The organism is Brevundimonas sp. ZS04, assembly GCF_001956865.1.
Lineage (GTDB): Bacteria > Pseudomonadota > Alphaproteobacteria > Caulobacterales > Caulobacteraceae > Brevundimonas > Brevundimonas diminuta.
This window is the reverse complement of record NZ_MTHE01000008.1, coordinates 91135-109430: the sequence shown is the minus strand read 5'-3', so window position 1 is coordinate 109430 and position 18296 is coordinate 91135. Positions and strand designations below refer to the sequence as shown.

Below are 18296 nucleotides of genomic sequence, written 5' to 3'. Positions count from 1 at the left end.
TACTGAAACCACGTCAGGCGTTAGTGCGCACCTAGGAGTGTCCAAGTTTAGAGCCCACTAAAGGTCTTGACGTGGCGCTGGATCTCCTACGACCTCAGTATAAAGCAAGGCCGCCAGCAGCAGCGCCCCCTAAGATCAGCAGCGGCATCCAGCGCGGCTTGAGCCGCCACGCAGCGGCCAGTGCGGCGATGAAGATCAAACCTGCGATCCACAACGACGGCGCCGATTGGGCTGTGGTCCAGGCCAGTTGAAGCGAAGTGGCGGCGATGACGCCGACAACGGCGGCCGCCACGCCTGCCAGGAGGCGGTGCAACGCCGGGTTCTCGACCACGGCCTCCAGGTGATTGAACAGCACCATCGAGAAGGCGAAGGCGGGCAGGAAAATGCCGGCAGTGACCGCCAGCGCGCCCGCCCAGCCGCCGACCACATAGCCCGTGAAGGTGCCGAAAATCACCAGAGGCGCCGGCAGAACGCCGGCCAGCGCCACGCCGTCCAGGAAGACGCCGTCCGGCAACCAGCCGCGTCCGACGGTGTCGGCGCGTACATAGGGAATTGCGGTGTAGGCGCCGCCGAAGGTCAGCAGGCCGCCCTTCAATCCGGCGACGAACAGAGCGGCGAGTTGAGGCGACGGCTCGGCCGAGATCGCGACCGCAGACGGGGCGATCTCCAGATGGAGGCCGAACAGGATGGCGGTGAAGACGGCGACAACGGCGATGGCGACGCCTGCCCACGGCCGTTGCTCCAGGGCGTAGATCAGGCCGCAGGCGGCAAGCGGTATCCAGAAGGGCGCATGGAGGAGAGAGGCGATGAAGGCCCCGATCGCCAGCATCCACAACAAACGGTCTTCCAGGACGTGGGAGCCGATCCGATGCACGGCGCGGATGATGATGGCGACCACGACGATCTGGACGCCCAAAAGCAAGCCGGTCAGGCTCGACTGCCCGGCGATGAAGCGCTCATAGAGCCATGCCGCCGCCAGCATTAGAACGAAGCCGGGCAACATGAAGCCGAGGCCCGCGAGCAGACCGCCGATCCGACCGCGCGCCATCATGCCCATGTGGACGCACAGTTCGTGGGCTTCAGGTCCGGGAAGCACCTGCATCACCGCCAGAAGGCGGTTGAAGCGCGGACTGGAAATCCATCGCTCTTCATCGACGAGGGTGCGGCGGATCATGGCGATCTGGGCGACGGGGCCGCCGAACGCCAGGAAACCGAAACGCAGGAATTTGAGAAACAGCGCCGCCAGCGAAAGGCGGGGCGGACCGAGGGTGTCTGGCGACGTAGTCATGGCCTTGCCTCACGGGTCGCGCGGACGACGACGTGCGTTTGACGCATCGCACCAGCAGGGCAGCCGCGACTGCCTGCCCGCCGATCATAGCGTTACCGGAGGCGGATTGGCAGGGCGACGTCCTGCCGGTTGGAAGCTGACGTCACAGGTACTTGGTGATTTCCCGGAACTCGGCCATCGCCTGCTTCGCCTCGACAGGGTCGCCGTCAGCGGCATGGGCCAAGCAGTGGTCGATGTGGTCGTGGATCAGGGTCTTCTTCGCCGCTGCGACCGCCTTCTCGATGGCGTGAAGCTGTTGGGCGAGATCAACGCAGGCCCTCCTGTCCTCCATCATCTGGATGACGGTCCGCATATGCCCCTCGGCGCGCTTCAGGCGTTTGATGACTTCGGGATGAGACGCGTGAGAGATGTGTGCCATGCAATTTGACCTATCCCCCTGGTGGGGATAGGTCAAACGCGAAAACGCCGCATCGAAAGGCCCGTGATGTTCTCTCCCCTCAGGAACGCCGCCTATCGTCACCTGTTCATCGCCCAGGTGGCGGCCCTGCTCGGAACCGGCATGGCGACCGTGGCCCTGGGCCTGCTGGCGCATGACCTGGCGGGCGCCAGCGCGGGTGAAATCCTCGGCGTGGCCCTGGCGATCAAGATGATCGCCTATGTCGGGGTGGCGCCTTTCGCCAGCGCCCTGGCGTCTCGCCTGCCGCGCAAGACCCTGCTGGTCTCGCTGGATGTGGTGCGCGCTGGCGTTGCGGCTTCGCTGCCCTTCGTCAACGAGGCCTGGCAGGTCTACGGACTTATGACGGTGCTCTACGTCGCCTCAGCCGCCTTCACCCCGGCTTTCCAGGCCATGATCCCCGACCTGCTGGAGGACGAGGGCGAGTACACTAAGGCCCTGTCCTTGTCCCGACTGGCGGCCGATCTGGAAAGCGTCGCCAGCCCCGTGCTGGCGGCGGTGCTATTGGCCTTCATCAGCTATCACAACCTCTTCGTCGGGACCGCGCTGGGCTTCATCCTGTCAGCGGGCTTCGTCGTGACGGCGGTCCTGCCCAAGCTGTCGGCGTCGCAGAGCCTGCCGTTCCTGCGTCGTCTGACCGGAGGCGTGAAGCTGTTCGCCCTGACGCCACGCCTGCGCGGCCTGCTGGCGGTTAGCCTGGCGACGGCGGCGGGCGGCGCCATGGTCTTCGTCAACACTGTCGTCCTGGTGCAGTCGAACTTCGGCCTGTCGCAGCAGGCGACCGCCTGGGCCTTGGCGGCATTCGGAGGCGGGTCGATGACGGCCGCCTTCCTGCTTCCCAAGACGCTGGAGCGGGTGACGGATCGCAGCGCCATGGTGTCGGGCGCCGTCCTGATGACCGCCGTGCTCATCGCCGGTGCGCTGTTCGCCCGCAGCTATCCGGTGCTGATCGGTCTGTGGATCGTCATGGGCTTTGGCTACTCGCTGACCATCACGCCTGCGGGCCGCGCCCTGCGGCGGTCCTCGTCGGCGGCGGAACGGCCGGCCCTGTTTGCGGCCCAGTTCGCCCTGTCGCACGCCTGTTGGTTGATCGCCTATCCGGTCGCGGGGATGGTGTCGGCCGAAGCTGATCCTCAGATGGCCTTCGTCGTTCTGGCGGGACTGTGCGGCCTCGGCGCCCTTCTGGCGCTCTTCGTCTGGCCTGCGCACGATCCGCTGAACCTGCTGCACGACCACCACGACATGGAGCCGGATCACGCGCACCTGAGCGAGGGAATGCGCCCCGATGCGGAAGGCGTAGCACACGCCCACCCTGTTGTGATTGATGACAATCACCGCCGGTGGCCCAAGAATCGCGTGTGACGCCGTAAAGAAATCAGGGCGCGCCGTGCAACGGCGCGCCCTGTCTATAGGTGTCGGGATTTACGTCAGACGACGCGCTTGATCTCGGTATAGGCGCCAATGGTTTTAAGGGTGATGGTTACGGGCTGACCGGTGCGGTTGCGCCAGAACCAGCCATGGCTACCGGTAAAGGCCGCCGTCAGAACGCCTTCCTCCCTTTGGGAGGAGCCCTTGCCGTAGCCGTGGTAGGAGACGCCTGGTCGGTCTGCGTGGGTGTCGAAGTTGATCTTGCCGCCGCTGCTGGTCCAAGTGAAGCGCGCTGTCGCGCCTTCTTCCATGACCAGCTTGATCTCGGCACCTTGATCAGGCTGCAGCGTCAGGACGGTTTCGTCCGTGCGGCCGACGCTGGGCGTGGCCGTCGGGGCGGCGGCTGGAACGGTGGCGGCTGGCGCAACGGGGCTCGGCGACGCCGCCACAGGGACAGCATCTACAGCGGCCGCGTCAGCTGCGGCGTCGGCTTCGGCCTCCTTGGCGAGTTGCTGCTTGATGCGGCCCATTTCGGTGAGACCGAAGACCGAACCGATGCGGGTCGGATCGACGCCGTATTCGGCGGGCAGGACGACGGTGACCAGGAGCACGGAGGCCACAGCGGCGGCGATGCCGGTCGACTTCAACAGTTGGCCCGTGGTCGGCAGGTCGGCTTTGGAGGGGCGGTTTGCATTGTACATGAGGGTGTCTCCGATCACATGACGAAGAAGCCGACGAGCTGATAGCCCGTCAGAATGAAGCCGAGCGTCATCAGCACGACGTTGGTGAGGTAGGCGTGTTTCCAGAAGCCGTTCGTGCGGCGCCAGAAGCCCATTAGGATGAGGATGCCGCCCAGGGCGAGCAGTTGTCCGATTTCGACGCCGATGTTGAAGGCCACGAGGTTCCACAGCAGGCCGTCGGGCGAGAGTTGGAAGTCCTGCAGCTTGGTGGCGAGACCGAAGCCATGGAAGAGGCCGAAGATCATCGTGGCCGCCTTGGTGGAGGGCTGGAAGCCGAACCACCTTTGATAGGCGCCCATGTTGTCCAGGGCCTTGTAGACGACGGACAGGCCGATGATGGCGTCGACCAGATAGCTGGAGACGCTGATGTTCATCAGCACCCCGAGCAGGAGGGTCGACGAGTGGCCGATGGCGAACAGAGTCACATAGATGCCGATGTCCTTCATCCGGTAGAGGAAGAAGATCACGCCAAACAGGAACAGCAGGTGGTCGTAGCCGGTGACCATGTGCTTGGCCCCCAGATAGACGAAGGGCCAGAACAGGAAGCCTGAAGTCTCCTGGATGTAGCCCTTGTCGCCTGCGGCGACGCCGTGGGCGAGGACCTGGCTGAGCAGGCCTTCAAGGAAGAGGAAGCCGACCGCCAGGACCGCCAGGGTCCAGGGTGATCGAAGCCACGACAGTCGGTCGCGGCAGGGTGCGGAAGTCATGTGCATCCTTGCGATTGGAGGGAAAGCGCGACGTCCGCCGTCATCGGCGGGCATCGGTGATGGGTTGAGGCGCTGACGAGCGGCCGCCCCGAAACAGGGCGGCCGACCGCTTCAGAGCGCCCGACGGCGGCGGAAGGGGAGGTGGTCCAGCCAGGCGGGCCTGGGCCGATCCGTCGGGGCGTCCCGGCCGTGCACCAGGCTGTAGAGCGCCGGGAGCACGAGCAGGGTCAGGATCGTCGAGGAGACGATGCCGCCGATGACGACGGTGGCCAGCGGACGCTGGACCTCCGCGCCGGCGCCGACGTTCACCGCCATGGGGACGAAGCCGAGGCTGGCGACCAGGGCGGTCATCAGCACCGGGCGCAGGCGCGTCAGCGCCCCCTCCCGAATGGCCTGGCCCACGGGCTTGCCCTCTTCGATCAGGCCCCGGATGAAGCTGACCATGACGACGCCGTTCAGCACGGCCACGCCCGACAGGGCGATGAAGCCGACGCCGGCCGAGATCGACAAAGGCAGGCCCCGCAGCGCCAGCGCCGCCACCCCGCCGGTCAGCGCCAGGGGCACGCCGGAAAAGACGATGGCGCTGTCCCGCCAGGAGCGGAACAGCGCGAACAGCAGGCCGAAGATCAGCAGCAGGACCGCCGGAACGACCAGTTGCAACCGCTTGGCCGCCGAGATCAGCTGCTCGAAGGTGCCGCCATAGGAAATCCAGTAGCCGGCGGGCAGATCGACTTCCTGTTCGACGCGCTCGCGCACCTCGCCGATGAAGGAGCCGAGGTCGCGGTTCCGAACATTGGCGGTCACGACGATGCGGCGCTTGCCGTCTTCGCGACTGATCTGGTTCGGGCCGGTCTCCAGCGCGATCGTCGCGATCTCGCTGAGCGGCACGAAGCCGCGCGGCTGACCGTTTGCACCCGGAAGCGGCACCTGAATGCGGCCGATGGCGTCAGTGTTGCGCCGCAGGTCTTCCGGCAGGCGCACGACGATGTCGAAGCGTCGGTCGCCCTCGAAGATTTGCCCCGCCGTGGCCCCGCCCATGGAGGTCGAGATCACCGACTGAACGTCGTCGATGCTCAGGCCCAGGCGCGCAATGGCGTCCCGGTTCGGCGTGATCTGCAGCATGGGCAGGCCGGTGACCTGCTCTGACTGCGGATCGGCGGCGCCGGGCACGGAGCCGACGATCTCCTCGATCTGGGAGCCGAGCGCCACGAGTTGATCCAGGTCGTCGCCGTGGACCTTGATGGCGACGTCGGCCCGGACGCCGGACAGCAGTTCGTTGAACCGCATCTGGATGGGCTGGGTGAACTCGTACTTGCTGCCCGGCACCGCGTTCACCGCCTCTTCCATCTCGCGAACGAGCTGGAGTTTCGGCTTGCGGGGATCAGGCCAGTCCTTGCGGTCCTTCAGCAGGATGAAGGTGTCCGCGACCGAGGGCGGCACAGGGTCGGTGGCGACCGCCGCCGTGCCGATCTTGGCGACGACGCGTTCGACCTCCGGGAACTTCGCCAGACGGGCTTCGAGAGCGGTCTGCATCTCGACGGCCTGGGTCAGGCTAGTGCCGGGGATGCGCAGGGCGTGCATGGCGATGTCGCCTTCGTCCAGGTTCGGCACGAACTCCGAACCCATGCGTGAGGCGATCAGGGCCGCGCCCACGACGAGGGCCACGGCTACGGCGACCATGGCCACGCGCGTCCTCAGGGCGAAGTCGAGCGCCGGCTGATAGCCGGTGCGCGCCCAGCGCATCAGGAAGCTGTCCTTCTCCTGCACCTTGCCGGTGACGAACATCGCCACCGCCGCCGGCACGAAGGTCAGGGACAGGACCAGGGCGGCGGTCAGGGCGATGACCACGGTGATGGCCATGGGGTGGAAGGTTTTGCCCTCGACCCCGTCCAGGGCGAAAATCGGCACATAGACCAGGGTGATGATCAGGACGCCGAACAGGGACGGCCGGATCACTTCGCTGGACGCGCGCGCCGCCAGGGAGAAGCGTTCGTCACGGGTCAGCAGGCGGCCCTGCTGATGCTGGGCTTCGGCGAAGCGCCGCAGGCAGTTCTCGACGATGATGACGGCGCCGTCGACGATCAGGCCGAAGTCCAGCGCGCCCAGGCTCATCAGATTGCCCGACACGCCGGTGCGCACCATGCCGGTGATGGTCATCATCATGGTGATCGGGATGACCGCCGCCGTGATCAGGGCGGCGCGGAAGTTCCCCAGAAGCAGGAACAGCACCACGATCACGAGCAGGGCGCCCTCAAGCAGGTTCTTCTCGACCGTCTTGATGGCCCGCTCGACCAGGTCGGTGCGGTCATAGACGGGCGAGGCGACCACGCCGTCCGGCAGGGCCTTGGCCGCTTCCTCCAGCCGGGCCGCCGCCGCCTGGGCGACGACGCGGCTGTTTTCACCGGCCAGCATCAGGACGGTCGCCAGGACCGTCTCCTTGCCGTTCTCCGTCGCCGCGCCGGTGCGAAGCTGTTCGCCCAGGCCGACTTCGGCGACCTCGGCGATCCGAATGGGCACGCCGCCGCGCGTGGTGATGACGATGTTGGACAGGTCCTGCGTCGTCGAGGCCTGACCCGGCACGCGGATCAGCCACTGCTCGCCGTAGCGTTCGACATAGCCGGCGCCGACGTTGGCGTTGTTGCGCTCCAGCGCCGAAACGACCTCGTCCATGGTGACGCCGAAGGCGGCCAGCCGTTCGGGACGGGGCGTGACGTGGTACTGGCGCTCGAAGCCGCCGATGGTGTTGACCTCGGTGACGCCGGGCGTGTTGCGCATCTGCGGACGGATGACCCAGTCCTGCAGGGTGCGAAGGTCCTCAGGCGAGTAGGGCGTGCCGTCGGCCTTGCGGGCGCCGGGCTTGGCCTCGATCGTGTACATGAAGATTTCGCCCAGGCCGGTGGCGATCGGCCCCAGTTCGGGCGACAGGCCGGACGGAAGCTGGCCGCGCGCGGTCTGAAGCCGCTCGTTGACCAGTTGCCGCGCCCGGTAGATGTCGGTCCCGTCCTCGAAAACGACCGTCACCTGGCTCAGGCCGTAGCGCGAGACGGATCGGGTGTAGGACAGGCCCGGCACGCCGGCGACCGCGGTCTCGACCGGGAAGGTGATGCGTTGTTCGGCTTCAAGCGGCGAATAGCCGGGCGCCTCCGTATTGATCTGAATCTGGACGTTGGTGATGTCGGGCGTGGCGTCGATCGGCAGCTTCTGGAAACTCCAGACGCCGATGACGACCGCCACGAGGACGAGCGCCAGCACGACCCAGCGATGCCGGATCGACAGGCTGATGATGCGTTCAAGCATGGTGACGCATCCCCCTAGTGGTCGTGGCTCGCGCCGGACTTGTCGATGTCCGCGCGAATGAGGAAGGCGCCGTCGACGACATAGGTCGTGCCCGGCTCGATGCCGCCCAGGACCTCGGTCCACTCTTCGGTGCGACGGCCCAGGTCGAGCATGCGCACCTCATAGGTGTCGCCGACCTTGGCGTAGACCACGGTGAAGTCGCGGAACGGCTGCAGCGCCTTGGTGCGCACCGCCAGCGGCACCTCGCCCTGGCCGACCTGCACCAGTCCCGAAACCCCGAGGCCCGGCCGCCAGACGCCGCCCTGGTAGGGCAGTTCGACATGGGCCACGAGGGTCTGGCTGAGCACGTCGTCGGCCGGCAGGATCGCCTCGATGACGCCGCTGGCCGTGTGCTCGCCCGCCTGGCTCTTGATCTCGATCCTTTGACCGACGCGAACGCGTTCGGCGTCGCGCGGATAGAGGAAGAACTCGGCGTGAAGCCGGGTCGGGTCGCCGATCGTCAGCATGGGGGCGCCGCCGCCGGTGATGGAGCCGGGATTGACGTTCTTGGCGGTGATCACGCCCGAGATGGGCGCGGTGACCGAATAGGTCTGGAGGCTTTCGCTCGACTCCACGCGGGCGACGACCTGCCCGCGCGAGACGCGCTGGCCCAGTTCCACGGTCATGGACATCACCCTACCCGGATAGCGGGCGTGAACCTCGGCCTGGCCCTCCGGCGTGATCTCGACCCGGCCGCTGAGCGGCAGGCTCTCGCCGAGAACGGCGGGGCCGGCCTGCTGGGTGGTGACGCCGCCGGCTTGGGCGGCGTCGGCGCTGATGACCGTCCGGCCCTCATAGGACTGATAGGACCAGGCCGAGCGCTTGCCCGCGCGAACGGCGCTGACCGCGACGTCGAACGAGTGGGGCTCGGACACGACGCCCGGACTGGCCAGGTAGTCGTTCTCGGGGGTGAAGACGAAGCGATCCACCTTCGGCCCCAGGCGGCTCAGGGCGATGTTCGCCTGCACCTGCTTGGGATCGAGCGGCTTGTCGTTCAGGTAGGGATAGAGGCGGAAGAGCGGTTCCGGCCCTTCCTCGTAGATGGTCACCTCGATGGCGAAGTCGCCGTCGCGAAGCAGGCGGCCGTTGTGCGGTCCGCGTTCGTAGTCGGCGGCGGCGGCCGCCTCGCCTTCGGGCTTGGCGGCCTTGTCGCCGCCGCCGCAGGCGGCCAGCGTCAGGGCGACGGCGGCCAGGACGCAGCCGAGTGCGGTTGCGGAAGTGCGGGACGTCTTCATGGTTGGGTCTCCAGGCCGAGCAGGTCGGCGTGCGCGCCGGTCAGGCGGTCGAGCCGCGCGCGGTCGTTGTGGAAGGTCTGCAGCACCGCGACGCGACGGGCCTTGGTCTGCAGCAAGGCCGCATGGGCGCTCATCACGTCGTTGTAGGTGAAGCCGCCGCGCGCAAAGCCCTCGCGGACCAGGACGACGGCCCGTTCAGCCTGGGGCTGGGTTTCCTCAGCGATGCGCCGGGCTTCATTGGCGCGGGCCAGAAGCTGCACCTGGAGGCGGGCGATTTCCCGCTCGCGCTCAAGGCGCAGGGCGTTTTGATCGGCCTGGGCCGCCAGACCGTCAGCGCGGGCGCGGTCGATGGCGCCCTGGTTCCGGTCGTAGCGCTGCAGCGGCACGGACCCGCCGAAGACCAGAGCCACCTCATTGTCCCAGATGTGCCGGACGCCGACGCTGACCGTGGGATCGGGCACGGCGCGCGCCTGCTCCAGGCGAACCTGGGCGTCGGAGATAGCCTGGCGGGCGCGGAAGGCTTCGAGGTCCGCTTGGGCCACAGCGCCGGCGGCGACGCGAGCGGCGCTGGTGTCCTCGAAGTCGGAGGCTCCCATTCGGAAGTCGGCGGCGCCGTCCCAGAACTTGGCCAGGACGATGCGCGCGACGCGAACGGCGATCTCGGCCTGATCGAAATCGATCTGGGCCTGAGCTAGTTCGGCCTCGGCGCGCGCCCCCGCGAACAGGGGATCGCGGGCCGCGTTCACGCGACGCTGAACTTCCGTCTGGAAGCGTTCCGCGAGCGAAAGCCGCTCCCGCGCGATCTCCAGCTGGGCTTCTGCCGCCATGGCGTCGACCCAGGCGCGCTGCACCAGTTCGAGGCGATCCAGTTGCGCGATCTGGGCCTGGGCCGTGATCAGCAGGCCTTCGCTTTGCGCCAGGCCGGTGCGGGCGGATCGATCGCCGCCCCGTTCCAGCTTCTGCTCATAGGTCAGGGTGGTTTCGGTTCGCCCCAGAATGTCGCCTCCGCCCAGGGTGGGCAGGTTTTCGACCATCAGACCCAGGGTCGGATTGGGACGAAGGCCGGCCTGGCGGACTCCGGCCTCGACGCCGCGCAGGCGCGCGTCGAGACCCGGTCGCGCCGGATCGGCGGCGGCGGCGCGCCGCAGCGCGCCTTCAAGGGTGAGGGCCGGACCAGAGGCGGCTTCAGCAGAAGCCGGCGACTGGGCAAGCGCGATGGCGGGCGGCGACCATGCCGCCGCCAGGGCGAGCGCGAGGGCGGATACGGCCGCGCCTCGCCCTCGCCATCCGGCAACGCCGGATTGGGAAGGTTTCAAGAGATGTCTCCAACAGGACGCGCACGGCCATAAGGCCGCGCAGGATCAGCTTTTCAGGCGATCAGGCGTTCTGTCTGGGAGGCTGGAGCGGCGCGTCGAGAACGGCGCCGGGCGGCACGGCGTCGGGCGCCGGGCCAAGGTCGAGCGAGGTCACCACGCCCGCGCCGATCGGATGGACAGGCGTCGCCAGGGCCACATGAATGTCGCCCCCGCTGTGATGGTGATGGCTGAGAGGGGATTTGCCGCTTTCATCGGCGACATCCATCGCCTGAGCGTTAGCCGAGCCATCGTCGTTCGTCGCCGCGTCATGGCTGTGACCGTGGTCATGGTCGTGAGCCAGATCGGCTGTGTCTTCATAGGAAACGCCAGGGAACTGAAGGCCGTGTTCGATCCTGTGCTGATTATTCTGCACGCCATGCATCTGCACCGCGACCATGACGGTCACGCCCAGGCAGACGCAAAGGAAACGGAACAAGCGTGGCAAATCGAAATTCCCCGATCGAATTTCGTTACGGGGAAACCGTCCACGATGCAACTGCGTGAAGGTCGCAGCGGTTTGGCCCTACTCGCCTTTATAATCGCGCCGTCGCTTCAGTGGCTCCTGGTCCGGAAAGCGTAGCTGCACTCCGGCTCCGAGCATTCCTGCAGGGATGAATACGACACCAGCGTCTTCCAAAGTTGCAACAAGCAACCGTGCATTTGCCGTTGTGACGGGCGCAGCGGCGTTGGTGCTTTCGGCCTTTCGAACGGTGTTCAGCGCCAGCCCCGTACGCTCAGCCAGATCGGACACGGACATATTCAAAAGCCCGCGCGCTGCGCGCAACTGCGCCCCAGTAACGACGGCGCCGGAGGGGCTTGTGTCGCGCTCAGAATTCATGATTGACCAATAGCACCATATTTGATAAATAGCACCAATACATGAAGGGAGGTGCCTCTATGAATGACGTTAAACCGGATCAACCGACTTGTCCGCTCCATGGAAAGCCGAGCCAACGCCGAACCTGCCGAAGCTGCAATGCTGCCTACATGCGCGGCTACCTTAGCGTTGCGCGTAAAACTCGTCCCACTTCCGCGCTTTTGACGCGAGCACGTCAGCGCGCTGTCCGTCAGGGCGTACCCTATACGCTTCGGCGTCAGGACATCTCCATGCCGCGCCGTTGCCCCGTTCTTGGTCTGCCCTTGACCGTGGGTACGGCGAGGTCCGCCAGTTCCCCCTCTCTTGATCGGATCAATCCCGCCAAAGGCTATCAGCCTGGCAATGTCAGGGTCATCAGCGACCAGGCTAATCGCTTGAAAAGTAACCGCAGTCTTGAAGAGGTCGTCCGACTGAGCCAGCGAGGGGCGCCTGAACGACGCGCGCAATATGCTGCCGTTGCGGCCTACATGGAGCGGGAAGCGCTCTTGGCTGAGGTGAAGCGAAAGGCGGCTATTGACCCGTCGCCGAGTAAGCCTTGGCAGGTGATTGCTGATTTCTTGGAGAACCGCTTTCGCGAATACATTCCACGATAATCACGATTCAATGTAGATTTTGTTTACGCTAATACTGAATTAACCAACAAATCGTCTAGTTTTTGCTATTTTTTTCTTGACTAATGTTTTCGGTTAAGTTTTCGTAAATCTCACTATTAACTCGCACTGACCCACAGGAGATGTGCAACGAAGCAAGGAGAAACCATGAAGAACGACGAACGTGATGCGCCCAGCCTGAGCCCGCTGGAGAACCGCTGGCTGACAGCCGAAGAAGCCGCCGCCTACATCGGCGTGAAGGTCGAGACGCTTTCGAAATGGCGCCTTCGCGGCCACGGCCCTCGCTACTCGGCCGCCTTGCGGCGCGATCCGCGCTATCGCCTGTCCGACCTCATGGAACACATGGCCGCTCAAATGGTGTCCAACACCCGCGAAGCGCGCACCGTTCGCATCTCCTATGCCGCTGACCATTCCCCGATGACGCTACGGCGACCGATGCGCCCGTTGCGATCGGTGCAATCCACGGATCGTGGTTAGTCTCCCCGACGCGCGAACCCTTCACTCGACGGCTCCATCAATTTCACGCCGCCTCGCATACCTGAGAGGCGGCGTCCTCGTACCCCGCCGGCCTAAACATCAGCGCGCCGTCAGGCGCTGGCAGCGCGATCGGCGCTCGTGGATGTGGGGCTTTGGGCCCATATGAACGTTGCCAAATTGAAGGGATGAGGCCTCACCAATTGTAAGACGCCGCATGTCAGAATCTCTGACACGCGGCGCCTGGGGCTGCCTCAAATGCATTGACAGTTATTGTCGGAATTTGCGGCAGGAGAAACGTGCTTCCGGGACGTTACTGCTTATCCGAAGGCGCAGGGCTAAACGCGTGCGGCCCCACCATTCGAGCGATTTCATCGCTCCAGGCATTCTGAGCGGCCCGCACCTTCTCGCGCATTGTACGAACGTTGTAGCGGCGCGAAGGCTGGTTTTCATCGTAGTGGTTGATGACGTGCTCTGCGACACGCTCCGGAAAGCCCAAGTCTTCTTCAATGACAGTGCGTCCGTATCGTCGACCGTCGTACAATTGCAGTTCTTTCGACGGAAGTTCGCCAGCCTCAACCATCTGGTTGCGCATGGCCATAAAGGCACCTCCCATCGACCCCCTCAAGAGGTGGTCGCCGCGCCCACATGTCGGGAAGAGATACGTGCTGGAACTGCGCTCCATCTGCGTCTGGATCAACCGCATAGCCAGCGGAGTCAGAGGCACATAGTAGGGCTTCCGCTTTTTCTTGGTCAGATGTTTCGGAACAATCCAGGTGGCCTCCGACAAATTGATATGCTCCCGCTGCGCGCGAGCAACATCAACGGGTCGCTGGAGTGTCACCAGATAGATCAGCGTCGCAAGCGCGACACTGATCCGCGTGTCCTTACCGGTGGCGCGTGCGACGTTCGCATGCCAGATTTTGGCAAATGAATCCGGATCAAAGTACTCGGGACGTTGTTCCAGATTGTCTTCAAAGAGGGCCGGGAACGACGCGGGGTTTTCGGACAACCACTCCCGATCAGAGATCGCCCAGTTGTACATTCTGCGGACAATGGACTGGATTTGGTTGGCCGTGGAATGCCCATTGAATCGGGGATGGCGGGCATCTATCGCAATCTGGCTTTGGATGCTGCGAACCAAATCCTTCATCTCAGGTTTCGAAATTTCCCTGAAGGGACGATCGCCTATGCGTGGCAACACGAAGCGCCCCAGCAGGTAGCTTCTCGCCTTCTTATCCCCCTCCGAAAAATGCGGGTGGGCCTCGTCGAACAACTCCGCCAGGGCGCTGACCGTTTCCACCTTTCCGCGTTTCGCGGCTGCAATGTCGTCACGACGTTCAACGGCGGGATCAATTCCTTCCAGTTGCAGCGCAGCCAACCGCTGAAGCGCTCCACGGCGTGCGTCTTCGGGCGGAAGGGAAGCTGCGCACAGCCGAAAGTCATTCTTGCTGCCGTCAGTCCTCGGATAGCGGATGTAGTAGCTGGCGGACCCTCCGGGCGTAATCTGGACGTACAGTTGGGGCACGTCTGTGTCCCATAGGCGCACCCGCTTTCCCTGCACATGATCGGCTTGCGCTTTGTCGATCAGCTTGCGCGTCAAGCGGGCGCGATTGCCCTTTCTGTTCTTGTGGTTTGTCATTCTTTACCTCGTTCAAAGTTCGAGGTTCGAGCAGCACTTCCCACGCCAGACAGACCACCCACCGTGCCACTAACAGTGGTCGTAAGTCGTCCTAAGTGATCCCAAATGGCCCCCGAGAGCCTCTCTGACAGCGACCAAAGGCAGCGTTCAGAAATGAGATAACAATCTGAATTACCGTCCATTTTTGGGACACTAGGCAATTCATGATTCTTCAGGCCTTCCTGCTCCCGAAAAGCGCAGACGATGGTTCGCAACACGGCCTTCGATTTCGGGGCCGTCAGCGTCGAGTGAAACACGATCTCTGATGATGGCAACGGCGGCAAACCAAACCGCTCGCCGATATGCGTCAGTCGGCGTGGGCGAAGTTCTGGATATTCAATCCAGCCAACCTCAAGACGATGCTCCCTCCACTCAAAGAGCCGTTCGCTCTGACCAGCGGACAGATGTCTCAGACCTCATGAGGCTGTTTCACCAGCGCAGGGCGAAGCGCCCAATAAGAGCGCCGATCGCGCCGGCGGCGGCCACGCCCAGGGTGTACCAGGTGGCGACGAAAGCGACCGTGGCCTCGGGACAGTGCAACAGACCGTAGGCGGTCGCCGCCACGGCGCCGGTCATCATGCCCAGCGCCGCCCCGCCCGCCGACGGCCGTGTCGGCGCCAGACGCCTGGCCGACAGATAGACGAACGGGGCTGTCACGGCCGAGATCAACAGGATGTTGCGGCCGCAGACGTCCCACGTCCGGCCCAGCCATACGGCCATACGTTGGTCCGGCGTCGTCAGCGCCAATTCAATCGCGCCAGCGGCCGTCACGACCGCCACGACAGCGAACAGGAGCATCGCGGCCGGGCGAGCGTCCGCACCGGGCCGCCCCAGTCGCGTCGTCAGGCGCAGAGCGGCCGCCGCCAGCGCCAGGGTGTAGAGGCCTTTCAGCCAAGACGTCAGTCCGCCCATGGCCTGAATCAGATCAGGACGGACGCCCAACAGCACGACCACGCCGACGACTGACGCGACGACGGCGGCGGCCAGCAGCAACGAACTGGCGCGCGCAGGCTTCACCGGCTCCAGCCCGACGGCCAGGGCGTCGATCAGGTCGTCAGTCTTCATCAGCGGACACGCTGGCGGTCAGGGTCTTCATGGAGCGATGGACGCTGACCTTGGCCGCGCCCTCGGTGAATCCATTGCGCGCCGCCGCCTCGGCCAGGCTGTAGCCGCCGATGCGGACATCCTCGATCAGTCTGCGCTGACGCAGCGGCAGGATGGACAGCACGCGCCGCAGGTCGCGACGCACGGCGCCGTCCTCGACCGTATGCTCGGCCAGCAGAACCGAGGCGTCCTCCAGCGGAACGTCGTGCCGACGCCCCTGACGGCGCAGATGGTCGATCAGCTTGTAGCGAGCGATCGCATAGGCCCATGCCGTGAACGGCAGCGACCGGTCATAAGTCGCCCGTTTGGCGTGAATGGCGATCAGGCAGTCTTGCACGAGATCCTCCGTATCCGCCTCGCGACCGATCAGACGGCGCTTGAAGAAGGGCGTCAGAGCGCCGCGCATCTCCATCAACAGGGCGCGCCAAGCCACGGGGTCGCCGTCGAGCCCCCGCACCATCAACCTCTTCAGTTCGGCTTCTCTGTCGACCACGCCCTCCACCATTCGCGTCGGCCGGGTCAAAGGTTACACGCCCACAGGCCCCGAACGTCGAAATATTTTTCGTAACCTGCCGCCCCTCGCCGTCGAACCCTCCTGAGTCAGGCCGCCTCGATCCCGGGCGGCCCATCACAGGAGACGATCCGATGAATATCCCCGCCAAGCTTCTGGTCGCCGCCGGCGCCCTGCTGGCCCTGGGCGCGAACGCCGCCGTCGCCCAGACCATCCCCACGGCCGAGCAGGAACGCGGCATGGAGAAGTGCTACGGCGTCGCCAAGGCCGGTCAGAACGACTGCGCCGCCGGCCCCGGCACCACCTGCGCCGGCACGTCGACCCGCGACTATCAGGGCAACGCCTGGAAGCTGACCCCGCGCGGCACCTGCACCGCGATCAAGACGCCTAAGGGCAACGGCTCGCTGAGCCCGATCCCGAACCGCTGATGTCCGCCGCACCGACCGCCGGGCTGGGTCTGAAGCCCCAGCACTACGCCGAGGCCGAGGCCTGCCCGGCGGTCGGCGCCCAGGACGGCCTGTGGTTCGAGGTCCACCCCGAGAACTACATGGTCGCGGGCGGGCCGCGCCTGACCTGGCTGGAGCGCATCCGTTCGCGCCGGCCGCTGTCCCTGCATGGGGTCGGCCTGTCCCTGGCCGGGGACGAACGCCCGGATCGCGGGCATCTGGCCCGATATCGCGCCCTGATCGACCGCTTCGAGCCCTTCGTGGTGTCCGAGCACCTGGCCTGGTCGCAACGGGGCGGGGTCTATCACCCTGACCTGCTGCCCGTTCCGCGCAGCCGCGAAATGCTGACGCTGGTCTGCCGCCACATCGACGAAGCGCAGAACGCTCTGGGGCGCCGGCTGCTGATCGAGAACCCAACGGCCTATCTGCCGATGGCGGGCCACGACTGGGACGAGGTCGACTTCCTGACCGAGATCGCGCGTCGCACCGGCTGCGGTCTGCTGATCGACGTGAACAACGTCCACGTCAGCGCCGCCAACATGGGCTTTTCCGCCGAGGACTGGATCGATCGCGCGCCGGGCGAACTGGTGGGAGAAATCCACCTAGCCGGCCACAGCCTCGATCCGACATGGGGCGAGGCCCTGCTGATCGACAGTCATGACGCCCCCGTCGCCGAGGCCGTCTGGCGCCTGCATGAACGGCTGATCGCCCGCATCGGCTCCCGACCGACCCTGATCGAGCGCGATGGCCAGATTCCCGATTTTTCCGAACTGCTGTCCGAGCAGGCCCGCGCCGCCCAGACCCTTGCTCAGGCGCAGTCTCAGGCCTCTTCGACAAGGACGCCGGCATGACCGCCTTTCACGCCGCCTTCTCGATCGCGCTGGAGGGTCGTTTCGGCGACCTGTGGCCGCACCTTGAGCCGGACGAGCGCACGCTCGGCGCCCTGGCCGTCTATCGCAACACGGCGACCAAGGGCTGGATCGACGCCCTGGAAGCCAACTACCCGACCATCGTCGACATGGTCGGACGCGACTGGTTCCGGGCTGTCGCGCGCGAATACGTCGAGGACGAGCCCGCCATGTCTCCTGTTATGGCCGCCTATGGAGAAGGCTTTCCCGCCTGGCTGGCCCGCTTCGAGCCCGCGCGTCCGATGGCCTACCTGGCGCCTGCCGCTCGCCTGGACCGCGCCTGGACCGAGGCGCACCTGGCCCAGGACGCCCCGGTGATGAACGCGCACCAAGCCGCCAACCTGGGCCTGGCGCTGACCGGGACGACCGCCCGCCTTCTCCCGTCCGCGCGCCTGTTCTGGTTCGACTGGAGCGCGCCGTCGTTGTGGCTCGCACACCGCGCCCCGCACGCCGGGGCGGAACTGTCCTGGCGGCCGACGCCCGAGGGGCTGCTGATCCATCGCCCCGAGGATCATGTGCTGATGCACCGCCTGTCCCGCGCCCAGTGGGCCTTCCTGGACGCCGGCCGCCGCAGCGCCTCCTTCGCCGCCTCCGCCATGGCGGCCCAGGCCGCCCAGCCCGGCGTGGATATGCCCGCCCTCTTCGCCGAACTGATCGCCTTCGGCGTCTTCATGTCCCCCTCTCGCCCGAGTACGCCTTCATGACCGCCCTAGCCCGCCTGCACCGTCGTTTCGCCACGGCCGTTCCCGAGTGGTTTCTGGCGCTTCTTTTGCGCCTGGGCGTCGCCGCCCCATTCTTCATGTCTGGACGCACCAAGGTCGAAGGTTGGCTGACCCTGTCGCCCTCAACCCACTACCTCTTCGCCGAAGAATACCGCGTGCCGCTGCTGGCGCCTGAAACGGCGGCCTACCTCGCGACCTATGCCGAACATCTGCTGCCCATCCTGCTGGTGCTGGGCCTGCTGACACGTCCGGCGGCGCTCGGCCTGTTGCTGATGACCCTGGTGATCCAGATATTCGTCGCGCCCGGCGGTTGGCCGACGCACCTGCTATGGGCCGGCCCCCTCGTCTACCTGATTGCGCGCGGCCCCGGCGCCATCAGCCTCGACCGCACCCTGCACATCGACTGACGCTGCAACAGCAGGCCGCACGGTCCGAGCCTGCATGAAATGAGGCTCTCGTGGCGAGGAAGCCCTACGCAG

General features: G+C 65.7%; 19 protein-coding genes. 7 read left to right on the top strand and 12 right to left on the bottom strand.

Translation table 11 applies throughout. From position 1 onward, the window contains the following. Positions 1–94: 94 nt before the first annotated feature. Together chrA and BJP32_RS11675 are read right to left on the bottom strand one after the other, a co-directional pair. Complete coding sequence (chrA, locus tag BJP32_RS11680) at positions 95–1288, bottom strand: chromate efflux transporter (RefSeq protein WP_076224205.1); 1194 nt, start codon at positions 1286–1288, stop codon at positions 95–97. 142 nt (positions 1289–1430) lie between these two features. After that, positions 1431–1706, bottom strand: a complete 276-nt coding sequence (locus BJP32_RS11675) for a metal-sensing transcriptional repressor (RefSeq protein WP_076224204.1) — start codon at positions 1704–1706, stop codon at positions 1431–1433. Positions 1707–1772: 66 nt separating this feature from the next. Between BJP32_RS11675 and BJP32_RS11670 the strand changes: the two genes are divergently transcribed. Further along, positions 1773–3104 carry an MFS transporter gene (locus BJP32_RS11670; protein WP_076224202.1) on the top strand — a complete coding sequence of 444 codons (1332 nt, stop codon included), beginning with the start codon at positions 1773–1775 and terminating at the stop codon, positions 3102–3104. A gap of 65 nt (positions 3105–3169) precedes the next feature. Here BJP32_RS11670 and BJP32_RS11665 read toward each other — a convergent pair whose 3' ends face one another. The 7 genes from BJP32_RS11665 to BJP32_RS11635 all read right to left on the bottom strand — a co-directional run bounded on the left by BJP32_RS11665 (position 3170) and on the right by BJP32_RS11635 (position 11234). Continuing rightward, positions 3170–3811 carry a transmembrane anchor protein gene (locus BJP32_RS11665; RefSeq protein ID WP_076224200.1) on the bottom strand — a complete coding sequence of 214 codons (642 nt, stop codon included), beginning with the start codon at positions 3809–3811 and terminating at the stop codon, positions 3170–3172. Between the two features lie 14 nt (positions 3812–3825). Continuing rightward, positions 3826–4557, bottom strand: coding sequence for a HupE/UreJ family protein (locus tag BJP32_RS11660; protein WP_076224198.1), 732 nt, complete (start codon positions 4555–4557; stop codon positions 3826–3828). Between the two features lie 111 nt (positions 4558–4668). Beyond that, the gene (locus BJP32_RS11655; protein WP_046653314.1) at positions 4669–7854 is read right to left on the bottom strand and encodes an efflux RND transporter permease subunit; all 3186 of its coding nucleotides are present in this window, start codon (positions 7852–7854) and stop codon (positions 4669–4671) included. A 14-nt stretch (positions 7855–7868) separates the two neighbouring features. After that, a complete protein-coding gene (locus tag BJP32_RS11650; protein WP_076224196.1) occupies positions 7869–9128 on the bottom strand; it encodes an efflux RND transporter periplasmic adaptor subunit in 1260 nt (419 codons plus the stop codon). Then, positions 9125–10444 carry a TolC family protein gene (locus BJP32_RS11645; protein ID WP_083673975.1) on the bottom strand — a complete coding sequence of 440 codons (1320 nt, stop codon included), beginning with the start codon at positions 10442–10444 and terminating at the stop codon, positions 9125–9127. Before BJP32_RS11645 ends, BJP32_RS11650 begins: the two co-directional genes overlap by 4 nt. A gap of 61 nt (positions 10445–10505) precedes the next feature. Continuing rightward, a complete protein-coding gene (locus BJP32_RS11640; protein WP_232624029.1) occupies positions 10506–10880 on the bottom strand; it encodes a hypothetical protein in 375 nt (124 codons plus the stop codon). A 126-nt stretch (positions 10881–11006) separates the two neighbouring features. Continuing rightward, the gene (locus BJP32_RS11635; RefSeq protein WP_232464046.1) at positions 11007–11234 is read right to left on the bottom strand and encodes a hypothetical protein; all 228 of its coding nucleotides are present in this window, start codon (positions 11232–11234) and stop codon (positions 11007–11009) included. Positions 11235–11470: 236 nt separating this feature from the next. On the opposite strand from BJP32_RS11635, the gene BJP32_RS11630 reads away from it, so the two are divergent. After that, positions 11471–11953: a hypothetical protein gene (locus BJP32_RS11630; RefSeq protein ID WP_076224193.1), complete on the top strand. Its 483-nt coding sequence runs from the start codon at positions 11471–11473 to the stop codon at positions 11951–11953. 165 nt (positions 11954–12118) lie between these two features. Further along, positions 12119–12448 (top strand): helix-turn-helix domain-containing protein, encoded by a 330-nt coding sequence (locus tag BJP32_RS11625; protein WP_052748048.1) that lies wholly within the window; start codon positions 12119–12121, stop codon positions 12446–12448. 310 nt (positions 12449–12758) lie between these two features. On the opposite strand, the gene BJP32_RS11620 is transcribed toward BJP32_RS11625, so the two are convergent. From BJP32_RS11620 to BJP32_RS11605, 3 genes are all read right to left on the bottom strand, one after another. Continuing rightward, positions 12759–14087 carry an integrase arm-type DNA-binding domain-containing protein gene (locus BJP32_RS11620; protein WP_128720229.1) on the bottom strand — a complete coding sequence of 443 codons (1329 nt, stop codon included), beginning with the start codon at positions 14085–14087 and terminating at the stop codon, positions 12759–12761. A gap of 468 nt (positions 14088–14555) precedes the next feature. Continuing rightward, positions 14556–15191 carry an NrsF family protein gene (locus BJP32_RS11610; protein ID WP_076224188.1) on the bottom strand — a complete coding sequence of 212 codons (636 nt, stop codon included), beginning with the start codon at positions 15189–15191 and terminating at the stop codon, positions 14556–14558. After that, the gene (locus tag BJP32_RS11605) at positions 15181–15723 is read right to left on the bottom strand and encodes a sigma-70 family RNA polymerase sigma factor (protein WP_076224277.1); all 543 of its coding nucleotides are present in this window, start codon (positions 15721–15723) and stop codon (positions 15181–15183) included. Before BJP32_RS11605 ends, BJP32_RS11610 begins: the two co-directional genes overlap by 11 nt. Positions 15724–15875: 152 nt before the next feature. On the opposite strand from BJP32_RS11605, the gene BJP32_RS11600 reads away from it, so the two are divergent. The 4 genes from BJP32_RS11600 to BJP32_RS11585 are packed head-to-tail and all read left to right on the top strand — an operon-like array spanning position 15876 to position 18224. Further along, positions 15876–16169, top strand: coding sequence for a DUF2282 domain-containing protein (locus tag BJP32_RS11600; protein ID WP_076224187.1), 294 nt, complete (start codon positions 15876–15878; stop codon positions 16167–16169). Then, positions 16169–17038 carry a DUF692 domain-containing protein gene (locus BJP32_RS11595; protein ID WP_076224185.1) on the top strand — a complete coding sequence of 290 codons (870 nt, stop codon included), beginning with the start codon at positions 16169–16171 and terminating at the stop codon, positions 17036–17038. The genes BJP32_RS11600 and BJP32_RS11595 overlap by 1 nt, the downstream gene beginning before the upstream one ends. Continuing rightward, positions 17035–17799, top strand: coding sequence for a DNA-binding domain-containing protein (locus tag BJP32_RS11590; protein ID WP_076224184.1), 765 nt, complete (start codon positions 17035–17037; stop codon positions 17797–17799). The genes BJP32_RS11595 and BJP32_RS11590 overlap by 4 nt, the downstream gene beginning before the upstream one ends. Continuing rightward, on the top strand, positions 17796–18224 hold the full coding sequence (locus tag BJP32_RS11585) for a DoxX family protein (RefSeq protein ID WP_076224183.1): 429 nt from the start codon (positions 17796–17798) through the stop codon (positions 18222–18224). The genes BJP32_RS11590 and BJP32_RS11585 overlap by 4 nt, the downstream gene beginning before the upstream one ends. Positions 18225–18296: the final 72 nt, after the last annotated feature.